The following is an 11998-nucleotide window of genomic DNA, read 5'->3' as shown; positions in this document are numbered from 1 at the left end:
TCAGCCCAATCCCAGGTCGTTGTCGATCAGGTCGAACAGGTCGTCGGCGGACGCTTCCTCGATGAGCTCCCTGCGCAGGCTGCCGGCGCCCTCGCCGCCCCTGTCGTCGAGCGCCGAGAGCAGGGACCGCAGCCGGGTGCGGACAGCCGCCACGTCGGAGTCGGCGACCGACGGGAGCAGCCCGGCGAGGCGGTCCAGATCCGTGTGCACACCGGGCGCCGCCGCTGCCTCCTGCCCCCCGGCGCCGTGCTCGTCGAGCAATGTGCGCAGGTGCGCGGCGAGCGCGGGGACCGTCGGGTGGCCGAACACCAGGGTGGACGGAAGGCTGAGGCCGGTCACCTGGCTCAGCCGGTTGCGCAGCCGCACCGCGCCCAGCGAGTCCAGGCCCAGTTCCTTGAAGGGACGCTCCGGGTCGACCGCGCCCGCGTCCTCGTACCCGAGGACCACGGCGACCTCCGCGGCGACCGCCGCCAGCACCAGCACGTCCCGCTCCTCGGGCGGAGCGGCCGCGAGGCGCGCGGGCAGCGCCGGGCACGACCGGCCCGCGGGCCCCTGCGCGGCCGGCACCAGGGCCCGCAGTACGGCGGGCAGCGAGCCCTCGCGGGCCTGGGTGCGCAGGGCGCCCAGATCGAGCCGGGCGGGCAGCAGCAGCGCGTCCTCCGTGCCGTGCACCGCGTCGAACAGGCGCAGCCCCTCGTCGGTGGCGAGCGGCGCCAGCCCCGACCTGCCCAGCTGGGCCACCTCGGCGTCCCCGAGGTGCCGGGTCATGTCGCTCGCCTCCTCCCACAGGCCCCAGGCCAGCGAGAGCGCCGGCAGCCCCTGGGCACGCCGCCACTGCGCGAAGGCGTCGAGGAACGTGTTGGCCGCCGCGTAGTTGCCCTGTCCCGGGCCGCCGATGGTGCCCGCGACCGAGGAGAACAGGACGAACGCGGCGAGCGGCACGGACTCGGTCAGCTCGTGCAGATGCAGGGCCGCGTCCACCTTGGGTGCCAGCACGCGGTCCAGCCGCTCGGGCGTCAGCGCCTCCAGGAGGCCGTCGTCGAGCGCCCCCGCGGAGTGGACGACGGCGGTCAGCGGATGCGCGGCGTCGACCGACGCGAGGAGCGCCGCCGTCGCCGACCGGTCCGTGACGTCGCAGGCCGCGACGGTGACCTGGGCGCCGAGGCCGGCCAGTTCGGCCGTCAGCTCCGACACGCCTTCGGCGTCCCGGCCGCGGCGGCTGGCCAGGAGCAGGTGTCGCGCGCCCCGTTCGGCGGCGAGGTGCCGGGCCAGCTGGGCGCCGAGTCCGCTGGTTCCCCCCGTGATCAGGACCGTGCCGTCCGGTTCGAAGGGGAGCGGCCCGCCGGAGGCGCCGCGGACGCGGACGGCACGGGGGATGTGGAGCACGCCATTGCGTACGGCGACCTGGGGCTCCTCGGCGGCGAGCGCGACGGGCAGGACGCGCGCGGGATCGTCGCAGGCGTCGCCGGCCAGATCGACGAGCGTGAAGCGGCCGGGGTGCTCGGACTGCGCGGTACGCACCAGACCCCACAGGGGCGCGAGGTCGGGGGCGACGGCCGAGCCGGGAGCGGTGGCCACGGCGTCCCGGGTGACCAGCACCAGACGCGCGTCGGCGAACCGCTCGTCGGCCAGCCAGCCGCGCAGCAGCGCGAGGGTGTGGTGGGCGCGGGCGCGGGCCGCCTCCGCGGTGGGCGTACCGTGCGCCGCGGGCACGAGCGCGACGACGGTGTCCGGCACGGGTTCGCCCGCGTCGAGCTCGGCGGAGAGGTGGGGGAGGCCGGGGTAGGTGGGGAGCGGCGGGGCGGTGGAGTCGGCCCCGGAGACCGAGCCGATCACGGCATCCGGGCTCGCCATGGTCGTCCCGTCCTCGGCCAGGACCGCCCAGCGTCCGGAGACGGAGTCCGGGGCGGGGCCCGGGCCCGGTGCCGCCTGCCAGTCCACGCGGAAGAGGGAGTCGGCCGGCCCGCGTGCGCCGACCAGGCGGGCCGGGGCCACCGGGCGGGCCACGACCGAGTCGACGGTGACCACCGGGGCGCCTGCCGCGTCGACCGCGGACATCCGTACGGTGCCCTCGCCCAGCGTGGTGAGGGACACCCGCAGGTGCGTGGCGCCGGGTCGGACGACGCGCACACCGGACCAGGTGAACGGCAGCCACGCCTGCCCGGACGCTCCGTCGGCACCGGCCAGTTCGGTCAGCTGGGCATGGAACGCGGCGTCGAGCAGGGCCGGGTGCACCCCGTACCCCTCGGCGCCCCCACTTCCCCCGGCCGCCGCGGCGTCCACCTCGGCGAGGAGCACACCGTCGCGCCGCCAGGCCGCGCGCAGCCCGCGGAAGACGGGCCCGTATCCGAAGCCCCGGTCGGCGAGCCGGTCGTAGAGGCCGTCGACGTCCAGCGGGTCGGCGCCCGACGGGGGCCACGAGAGGGGAGCGGGGGAGGCGTCGCCGTGCGCCGGGGAGGGCGCGAGGAAGCCGCCGGCGTGCCGCGTCCAGTCGTCGCCGCCCGCCGCGTCGGCCGGCCGGGAGTGGACCGCGACCGGCCGCCGTCCCCGGGCGTCCGGGGCCCCGACCGACGCCTGGAGGTCGACGGCGCCGTCGTCGGGGAGTACCAGCGGCTCCTCCAGCGTCAGCTCCTCGACCACGTCGCAGCCGACGTGCGAGGCGGCGAGGACGGCCATGTCCACGAAGGCGGTGCCCGGCAGCAGGACCGTGCCGTAGACCGCGTGGTCGTCCAGCCAGCCGTGCGTGTCCCGCGAGACGCGCCCGGTGAACAACCACCCGCTGCCGTCGGCGAGTTCGGCTCCGGCGGTCAGGAGCCGGTGACCGGTGGAGCGCAGTCCCGCGTCCCCGGCGTCGCCCGCGGCGGGCCGGGGCGCCGCCCAGTAGCGCGTCGACTCAAAGGAGTACGTGGGGAGTTCTACGTTGCGCGCGGAGGCCGGGTCGAACACCGTGTCCCAGTCCACGGGTATTCCGTGGGCGTGCGCGGCGGCGAGCGAGGCGGTGAACTGTGCCTGTTCCTGCTCGCGCCGGGCCGAGCCGAGGACGGTCGCGGCGGTCCGGCCGCTTCCGCCTTCCCGCCCCCCTGTCCGCTCCACTGTCTGCTCCACCGCGAAGGTGAGGATCGGGTGCGGACTCACCTCGACGAACGTGGTGTGCCCCTGGTCGAGCAGCGCGCGGACGACCTCCTCGAACCGGACGGTCCGGCGCAGGTTTCGGTACCAGTAGTCGGCGTCGAGGCCGCTGGTGTCGAACTCGCCCGCGGTGACCGTGGAGTGGAAGCGCACCTCTCCGGAGCGTGGCGCGACCGGTGACAGGACCTCGGCCAGACGCTCCTTGAGCGACTCGACCTGGGGGGAGTGCGAGGCGTAGTCGACGGGGACCCGCCGGGCCCAGATGTTCTCGGCGGCGCAGCGGGCCAGCAGCCCGTCCAGGGCGTCGGAGTCACCCGAAACCGTCATGGAGGAGGGGCCGTTGACGGCGGCGACGGAGATGAGCCCGTCCCAGCCCTCCAGGAGCGGCAGCAGCCGCTCGGGCGACGCCGTCACCGACGCCATGCCGCCTCGCCCAGCCATCTCCGCGATGGCCTTGCTGCGCAGCGCCACGACGCGGGCGGCGTCCTGGAGCGAGAGGCCCCCGGCGACGTACGCGGCGGCTATCTCGCCCTGCGAGTGCCCGACCACGGCGTCCGGGTGCACGCCATGGTGGCGCCAGAGCGCGGCGAGTGCCGCCATCACCGCGAACAGCGCGGGCTGCACGACGTCCACCCGGTCCAGCGGGGGAGCGCCGGGCGCCCCGCTCAGGACCTCGTCGAGCGAGAAGTCGGTGTAGGGCGCGAGCGCGGCGGCGCAGGCGCTGAGCTCTTCGGCGAACACAGGGTGGGCGGCGGCAAGTTCACGGCTCATGCCGATCCACTGGGAGCCCTGGCCGGGGAAGACGAAGACGGTCTTTCCGGTACGGGCGTGGGCCCGGGTGACCTGCTCCGCCTCCTCGCCCCGGGCGAGGGCGGCGACCGCGTCGAGGAGTTCGGTGCGGGTGGTGCCGGTGAGGGTGGCCCGGTGGTCGAAGTGGGCGCGGGTGTGGGCGAGGGCGGCGCCGACCTGGGTGGGGGTGGCGTCCGGTTGTGCGGTGGTGAGGTGGGTGTGCAGGCGGCGGGCCTGGGCGCGCAGGGCGGCCGGCGTCTTGGCGGACAGCACCCACGGCACCACGGGAGGCGTCGCCAAGGGGGTGGAGGAGGAAGGGAGTTCGGGCCGTGGCGTCCGGGCCTCGGGCGCGGGCGTCCCCGCCTGCACGGTGGGCGCCTCCTCCACCAGGACATGCGCGTTGGTCCCGCCCACACCGAAGGCCGACACCCCGGCCCGGCGGACCCGCTCGCCGCGCGGCCACGGGGTGGCCTCGGTCAGCAGGGAGATGCCGCCGCCGGACCAGTCGGCCTTGGGCGTGGGCCGGTCGACGTGCAGGGTCCTGGGCAGCACCTCGTGGCGCAGCGCCTGGATCATCTTGATCAGTCCGCCGACGCCTGCCGCGGCCTGGCTGTGCCCGATGTTGGACTTCAGCGAACCCAGCCGCAGGGGCTGTCCGGCGGGGCGGTCGTGGCCGAACACGGCCGCGAGGGCGTCGATCTCGATGGGGTCGCCGAGTGTGGTGCCGGTGCCGTGCCCCTCGACCGCGTCGATGTCGCGGGGGCGCAGACCGGCGTCGGCGAGTGCCTGGGTGATGACGCGCTGCTGGGAGCCGCCGTTCGGGGCGGTGAGGCCGTTGCTGGCGCCGTCCTGGTTGACCGCCGTGCCCGGGATGAGGGCGAGGACACGGTGGTTGTTGCGGCGGGCCTCGCTGAGGCGTTCCAGGAGGAGGACGCCGATGCCCTCGGCCCAGCCGGTGCCGTCGGCGGCCTCCGCGTACGAACGGCACCTGCCGTCCGGCGAGAGCGCGCGCTGCCTGCTGAACTCGGTGAAGACCTTCGGCGTGGCCATCACGGTGGCGCCGCCCGCCACGGCGAGCGTGCACTCGCCCCGGCGTAGGGCGTGCACCGCCAGGTGCACGCCCACCAGTGACGACGAACAGGCCGTGTCGACGGTGAGGGCGGGGCCCTCGAAGCCGAAGGCGTAGGCGACCCGGCCCGACAGGACGCTGCCCGCGGCGCCGATGCCCCAGTAGCCCTCCAGCTCGCCGGGGCCGGACCGCGCCACGATCTCGTAGTCCTGGCCGCTGCTGCCCACATACACGCCGGTCCGCGACTTCTTCAGGCGGCCGGGGTCGATGCCCGCGTTCTCCAGGGACTCCCAGACGGTCTGCAGGAGCAGCCGCTGCTGGGGGTCCATAGCCAGTGCCTCGCGGCGCGAGATGCCGAAGAACTCCGCGTCGAAGTCGGCGACCGGGTCGAGGAATCCGCCGGTGCGGGTGTAACTGGTGCCGGGCTGCTCGGGGTCGGCGGAGAAGAGACCGTCGAGGTCCCAGCCCCGGTCGCGGGGGAAGTCCGAGACGACGTCGCGACCGGCGGCCGCCACGTCCCACAGGCCGGCGGGGGAGGTCACGCCGCCCGGGTAACGGCAGGCCATGCCCACGACGGCGATGGGGTCGTCGTCGTGGGCATGGCCCATGCCGGCGCCCTCCGCTTCCGCCTCCGGGGCGTCGTCCTCGGGGTGCGCGAAGCCGAGCAGGCCGAGCAGGTGCTCCGCCACGGCGGACGCCGTCGGGTGGTCGAAGAGCAGGGTGAGCGGCAGTTCGAGGCCGGTGGCCCGGCTCAGCCGACTGGTCAGCTCCACGGCCGCGAGGGAGTTGTAGCCGTAGTCGCGGTAGGCCGTCTCCGGGTCGATGTCGAGAGGGTCCGTGCCCGCCAGGCCCGCGGTCTCCTCGCGGACCAGGTCGAGCAGGGCCGCCGGGCGGCGGTCGGCCGGCAGCCCGGCCAGGCGCCCCGCCAAGCTCTCGGTCGGCCCGGACTCCCCGGCCCGCACCTCCCCGGCCCGCACCTCCTCGGCCCGCACCTCCTCGGCCCGCTCTGATCGCCGGGTCCGCTCGTCCATCGCGTCAGCCATGCCGTCCTCCACGTCGTGCTCCCGGCGCCCCCGCGCCTGACCGCCGCTCCCGGGTACGGGATGCGCGGCCACAGAGTTCCGTCGTCCGTTCTGGTGGAAGGCCGTCCTCCTGCCGGGAGGCACTCCTCCGGGGAGCCTCCTACGAGGAGGTGGCCTTGCCCGTCAGCAGGAAGGACCGGATGTGCGCGCTGAGCTGTTCCGGCTGGTCCTCGGGAATGAGGGTGTAGCTGTCTTCGATCTCGACGAGCTGGCCCTTGGGCAGCAGCTCGGCGAGCCTGCGCCCGTGCTCGGGCGGCATCACCTTGTCCTCGGCGGCCCACACCACGAGCGCGGGCCGGTCGAAGTCGCGCAACTTCTCTGCCCAGTCGAGCAGTTCACTCTTCGGCGGCACCCCGAGCACGTACTTGCGCAGGTCGCGACGGATCTCCTTGGAGGTCCACAGCGGTTCGAACCAGGCGTTCATCACCTCGTGCGGGACCGGCCGCTTGCTCATCCAGCCCCAGGTCATGGGCAGTCGGCGCATCGGCTTCCACTTCAGCAGCTTGAAGGCGAAGTTGATGCCGCCCGGCAGCTTTGCCGAGGTGAAGAGGTTGCTTCCGGGCACGCCCGGCGGAAAGTTGTCGAACGCCTCGCACGAGGTGATGACAAGGCGCCCGATACGCTCGTCCCTGCCCTCGGAGACCAGGGCCTGCGCACCGCCCCAGTCGCTCATCACCAGCGTGACTTCGCGCAGGTCGAGCCGGTCGAGGAACTCCGCGACCAGCCGGGCCACGCCCGCGATCGACAGGTCCGCGTCCGGCTTCATCGGCCGGCGATGACCACCCAGCGGCAACGTCGGTACCACGCACCGGAATTCGGAACGCAGAGACGCCACCACGTTCCGCCACAGGGAGCCGTCCATCGCGACGCCGTGCAGCAGGACCACGACCGGCCCCTCCCCGCCGGTGTCCTGATACTCCACCGTGCCAGCCGAAAGGTTTAACTCAGCCATTTCACATCTCCTCAGAGCTCTACGGGTTCGGGAGGCCGCGAAGGGGTGCTCGCACAGTACGCAACTCCCGATGCCCAGTTGGGCGGCGTGGTGGCTGCCCGGACGGATGAGCCGGGATAAGCAAAACATCTCCGACTCGTTTTCGCCAGCAACAACCCGACCAAGAACGATCATTGCCCTTAAGGGCAATAGTCGGTCGACGATCGTCTGGGTACCGTGGCAACTCCCGTGCAGGAGCCGTCCGCAGCAAGATGAAGGACTAGCGCACGGACGAGGTGTGCCGTGCGGCTTCAGCACACGCCCCAGAGGTCATTACTCCCGGTCCCCTGGCGCAGCGGTTCGGATCGCGGGCTCACAGAACCTCGGTCATCCCATCACGTGCATCGGAAAGGCTGCCCCGTGATCACTGCTGAAGAAGTTTGTGCCCGCATTGCCAAGAAGCTCGGCAGCAAGGCGAACTCGTACACCCTGAACGAGGACACCGCTTTTGACTCCGTGGGCCTGTCGAGCCTGCAGATCGCCGACATCGTCTACACCATCGAGGACGACCTCGACATCGAATTCGACGAGAGCAAGGCCGCGAGCGTGCAGACGGTCGCGGACCTGGTGAAGCTCGCCGAGGAGACCAAGCAGGGCAGCGCCGCCGCGTGACGGCCATCGACTACCAGGGCGCCACCGCGGAGTCCATCAAGCATCACTACGACGTCTCCAACGACTTCTTCGCGCTGTGGCTGGACACGGACCTCACGTACACGTGTGCGCTGTGGGACGAGGGCGACACGCTCGAAAGCGCCCAGCAGCGCAAGCTCGACTACCTGATCGAGGGCGCGCGGGCGGCCGGCGCGCGCCGCGTCCTCGACGTCGGCTGCGGCTGGGGAAGCCTGCTCGAACGGCTGGTCCGCACACACGGCGTGCAGCAGGCCGTCGGCCTCACGCTCAGCGACAGCCAGGCGGAACGCCTGCGTGAGCTGGCGCTCGAGCGGACCGAGGTGCGGGTGGAGAACTGGCTCGACCACGAGCCCGCCGAGCACTACGACGCGATCATCTCCATCGGCGCCTTCGAGCACTTCGCGCGCACCGGCCTGTCCCGTGCCGAGCGGGTCGCCGCGTACCGCGAGTTCTTCGAGCGCTGCCGCGCCTGGCTGCCCAAGGGCGGCAGGATCGCGTTGCAGACCAACATCAAGGGTAACAACGTCCAGATGGACAAGCAGACCGTGCGGGATCTGCTATTCATCATCGACATCATTTTCCCGGAGTCCGAGATTCCGGCGCTCTCCGAGGTTCTCGAATCAAGCGAGAAGCGCTTTGATGTCGTCCGTCTGCGCAACGACCCGGATCACTACAGCCGCACCTGCCAGCAATGGCTCGACCGGTTGCGGGCCAACCGTGTTCAGGCCGTGAAGGTGGCCGGCGAGGAGAACGTCGCCAACTACGAGCGGTATCTGAGCTCCACCGTCGGCCACTTCAAGAACCGTCATCTGGGCCTGTCGAGGATCATTCTCGAAGCCGTGTGACCGACAGCTCCACCGGCTCTCGAGGAGCACTCAGTTGAATGCGTACAAGCACGTCGTCTATTGGCACGACACCGAAAAGGTCACCGTCGGGGCCCCTCTCCGGGAATCCGTCGACTGCGACGTCTGCATCGTCGGCGGCGGTTTCACGGGACTCTGGACCGCCTACTTCCTCAAAGAGGCCGAGCCCGCGCTCGACATCCGCATCGTCGAGGCGAACCACTCCGGCTACGGCGCCTCGGGCCGCGCCGACGGATTCGTCACGCCAACCATCGGCAAAGACATCCAGGCTTTGGTCAAGGAATTCGGGCTCCAGCGCGCGCTCGAGGCGTCGCAGGCGGTCGGCCGGTCGATCCTGGAAATCGGCAGGTTCGCCCGCAAGAACCGCGTCGACGCGGAGTACGAGGCCAACGACTACCTGATGGTGGCCACCGACGCCGCCCAGCTCAAGCGGCTGGAGCACGACCGCGGTCTCGCCGAGCAGATGGGCGCCGCGCAGGTGGAGATCCTCCCGCGCGAGGAGACCCAGGCCGTGATCGGCTCGCCCGCGGTGCTCGGGAGCATGCGCACCGGCGGCGCGCTCGTGAACCCCTTCAAACTCTCCCGCGGCATCGCCCGCGTGGTGCGTGAGAAGGGCGTGACGATCTACGACAACTCGCCCTGCCTGCGCGTGGAACCTGGAGTGCGGCCGACGGTCGTGACAGCCGGCGGGCAGGTCAAGGCCGACAAGGTCGTCCTGGCCACCAACGTTCACATGGACGCCTTCCCGCCCTTCCGCAGGAAGGTCATCCCGATCTGGACGTACGCGATGGTGAGCGAGCCGCTCACCGACGCGCAGCTGGGACGCGTGAACTGGGAGGGACGCGAGGGCCTGGTCGAGGCCAAGTCCCTGCTGACCTGCGCCCGTTTCACACACGACAACCGCATCATGTTCGCCGGCGGCCCGGCTCCGTACTACTACGGCAGGGACAAGCGGCAGCGGAACATGAACCGGCCCGAGGTATACCGGGAGATCCACCGGGAGTTCCTGCGGTTCTTCCCGATGTGGGGCGACGTGGAGTTCAGCTACGCGTACGGCGGGACCGCCGATGTCGTCCGTGACTTCGCCCCGCACTTCGGCAGGCTCGGCAGCGGCAACATCCTGTACGGGTACGGCTATTGCGGCAACGGCATCGCGGCCACCCACACCGGCGGCAAGGTCCTGCGCGACCTCACGCTCGGCAAGGACACGGACTACTCACGGCTGCTCTTCGTGGACGACGAGCGGCGCAAGCCGCCCGCCTCCTTCCCGCCCGACCCGGTCCTGTTCGCCGGCACCCGTGCCGTGGCACGGCTGATGGACTGGAAGGACTCCCGCGCATGAGCCGCACCGTGAGCGGAGGGAACGGCGCGGGCGCTCGCCCCACCGTCCTGCTGACCGGCGCGTCCGGGGTCGTCGGACGCTCCCTCCTGCGGGAGCCGGACGGCCCGCGGTTCGTCGTCGCCACCCACAGCACGCCGGTGCCCGAGGCCGGGGACGCGCGGTCGGTCCGCCTGGACCTGACCGCGGAGAGGTTCGGTCTCGACGAGGACAGCTACGCCGCCCTCGCAGCCGAGGTCGACGTCGTCATCCACTCCGCGGGCCTGACCGAGTGGGGTCTGCCCGCCGAGGACTACCGGCCGATCAACATCGAGGGCACCCGGCGGGTCGCGGAGTTCGCCGAGCGGGCGGACTCGACCGTCCACTTCATGAGCACGGCGTTCGTCGCCGCGCTCGCGGACAGCGCGCCCGTGGCGCTCGGCGCGGACAACATCTGCCGCAACTACATCAGCTCCAAGCGCGAGGCGGAGCACGTCCTGCGCGACAGCGGGGTGCGGCACACCGTCTTCCGCCCCACCAACCTCATCGGCGACTCCACCACGGGCTGGACCTCGCAGGGCCAGATCGTGCAGCTGATGTCGGACTGGCTGAGCCGCGGCAGGGCGCCCTTCCTTCCCGCGCACCCGGGCATCCGGATGGACTTCGTCCCACAGGACCTGCTGTCCAAGGCAGTGCTGCGCGCCATCGAACTGGGGGACGAGGCGGGCGAGTTCTGGGTGACGTACGGCCCGGAGGCCATGGACATCGAGTCCTGTCTGCGGGTGCTGGTCAAGCACGCTGCCGGACGCGGGCGTTCGCTGACACCGCCGCCGGTGGTGAACGCCGATGAACTCGCCCCGGACGCCATCGAGAACACCGCCCCGCGGACCCGCTCCTACCTGTCCGTCCTGCGTGACGTCAGCGAGGTCACCCGGTGCAGCGGCGGCGTGCTGCCCACCTCCATGCCCGAGCTGCGCGAGCGCTACGGCATTCCACAAGTCGATGACACGACGGCGTATCTGACGAGCCTGGAGTACGCCGCGGAACACCTCGGCTAGACCGGACGGCCGGACCACGCGGTCAGAGTGAACGGCCGGTCCAAGCGGCCGGACGAACGGAAGGACAGTGCGGTGAACGAGGACTGGAACTCGCCGGACCTGGGCGGCAAGGTGGCCGTGGTCACCGGCGCCAGCCGTGGAGTGGGCCGCGGCATCGCGCTCGCGCTCGGCGCCGCGGGCGCCACCGTGTACGTCACGGGCCGCAGCACTCGGGACGGCGCGAGCACCGAAGGACTGCCCGGCACGGTGGACAGCACTGCCGAGGAGGTCACCGAGCGCGGCGGCAAGGGCATCGCCGTGCGCTGCGACCACGGAGCGGCCGCGGACAACGAGGCGCTCGCCGCCCGCGTCCAGGCCGACCACGGCAAGTTGGACCTGCTGGTCAACAACGCCTGGGGAGGCTACGAACGCTCCTCCGAGGTCCGCTTCGACGCGCCCTTCTGGGACCAGCCGATGTGGCGCTACGGCCTGTTCGAGACGTCGCTGCGCGCGCAGTACGACGTCACCCGCAGGCTCGTCCCCCTGATGCTGCCGCAGCAGAGCGGCCTGGTCGTCGGCATCAGCTTCTCCGACGGCGACATCTACCTCGGCCAGGTCGGCTACGACGTCTTCAAGTCGGCCTCCGACCGCATGTGCCGGGGTTTCGCCGCCGACCTGCGCAAGAAGGGTGTCGCGGCGCTCTCCCTGCACCCGGGCTTCGTCCGTACGGAGCGGGTGGAGGCCGCCTGGGAGGCGATGGGTGACGGTCCCGCTTCGGTGGTCCACTCCCCGGAGTACGTGGGGCGGGCGATCGCGGCCCTGCTCGCGGACCCCGAGGTGATGGAGCGCACGGGCAAGGTGCTCAGCACCGGCGACCTGGCGGTGGAGTACGGTTTCGCCGACGTGGACGGACGGCAGCCGCCGGCCTTCCGCCTGGAGGGCCGGATGAGCCTGGCGACCCGGATGCACCGGCTGAACAAGGTGGTCAAGTCGGCGGCGGAGCAGTAGGCGACCGGTTCGACGGTGCCGGACCGATCACGCTGTCCACCTCAGTCGGGCAGCTCGGCCACGTCTCCCACGCCGGCCGTCG

The 11998-nt window shown here is 72.1% G+C and carries 7 protein-coding genes; 5 read left to right on the top strand and 2 right to left on the bottom strand.

Annotation, left to right across the window (positions count from 1 at the left end):
- Together WBG99_RS05795 and WBG99_RS05790 are read right to left on the bottom strand one after the other, a co-directional pair.
- Positions 1 to 6030 (bottom strand): SDR family NAD(P)-dependent oxidoreductase, encoded by a 6030-nt coding sequence (locus WBG99_RS05795; RefSeq protein WP_338895279.1) that lies wholly within the window; start codon positions 6028 to 6030, stop codon positions 1 to 3.
- 139 nt (positions 6031 to 6169) lie between these two features.
- Complete coding sequence (locus tag WBG99_RS05790; protein ID WP_338895278.1) at positions 6170 to 7021, bottom strand: alpha/beta hydrolase; 852 nt, start codon at positions 7019 to 7021, stop codon at positions 6170 to 6172.
- Between the two features lie 399 nt (positions 7022 to 7420).
- Between WBG99_RS05790 and WBG99_RS05785 the strand changes: the two genes are divergently transcribed.
- The 5 genes from WBG99_RS05785 to WBG99_RS05765 all read left to right on the top strand — a co-directional run bounded on the left by WBG99_RS05785 (position 7421) and on the right by WBG99_RS05765 (position 11916).
- Positions 7421 to 7672 carry an acyl carrier protein gene (locus WBG99_RS05785; RefSeq protein WP_338895277.1) on the top strand — a complete coding sequence of 84 codons (252 nt, stop codon included), beginning with the start codon at positions 7421 to 7423 and terminating at the stop codon, positions 7670 to 7672.
- Complete coding sequence (locus WBG99_RS05780; protein WP_338895276.1) at positions 7669 to 8535, top strand: cyclopropane-fatty-acyl-phospholipid synthase family protein; 867 nt, start codon at positions 7669 to 7671, stop codon at positions 8533 to 8535. Before WBG99_RS05785 ends, WBG99_RS05780 begins: the two co-directional genes overlap by 4 nt.
- 34 nt (positions 8536 to 8569) lie before the next feature.
- Complete coding sequence (locus WBG99_RS05775; protein ID WP_338895275.1) at positions 8570 to 9895, top strand: FAD-binding oxidoreductase; 1326 nt, start codon at positions 8570 to 8572, stop codon at positions 9893 to 9895.
- Positions 9892 to 10929, top strand: a complete 1038-nt coding sequence (locus tag WBG99_RS05770) for an SDR family oxidoreductase (protein WP_338895274.1) — start codon at positions 9892 to 9894, stop codon at positions 10927 to 10929. Before WBG99_RS05775 ends, WBG99_RS05770 begins: the two co-directional genes overlap by 4 nt.
- Positions 10930 to 11001: 72 nt before the next feature.
- Complete coding sequence (locus tag WBG99_RS05765) at positions 11002 to 11916, top strand: SDR family NAD(P)-dependent oxidoreductase (RefSeq protein WP_338895273.1); 915 nt, start codon at positions 11002 to 11004, stop codon at positions 11914 to 11916.
- The last annotated feature ends 82 nt before the right edge of the window (positions 11917 to 11998 follow it).

This window comes from Streptomyces sp. TG1A-60 (genome assembly GCF_037201975.1).
Classification (GTDB): Bacteria; Actinomycetota; Actinomycetes; order Streptomycetales; family Streptomycetaceae; genus Streptomyces.
The sequence above is the reverse complement of the archived record's forward strand: the minus strand, read 5'-3'. Positions and strand labels throughout refer to the sequence as shown.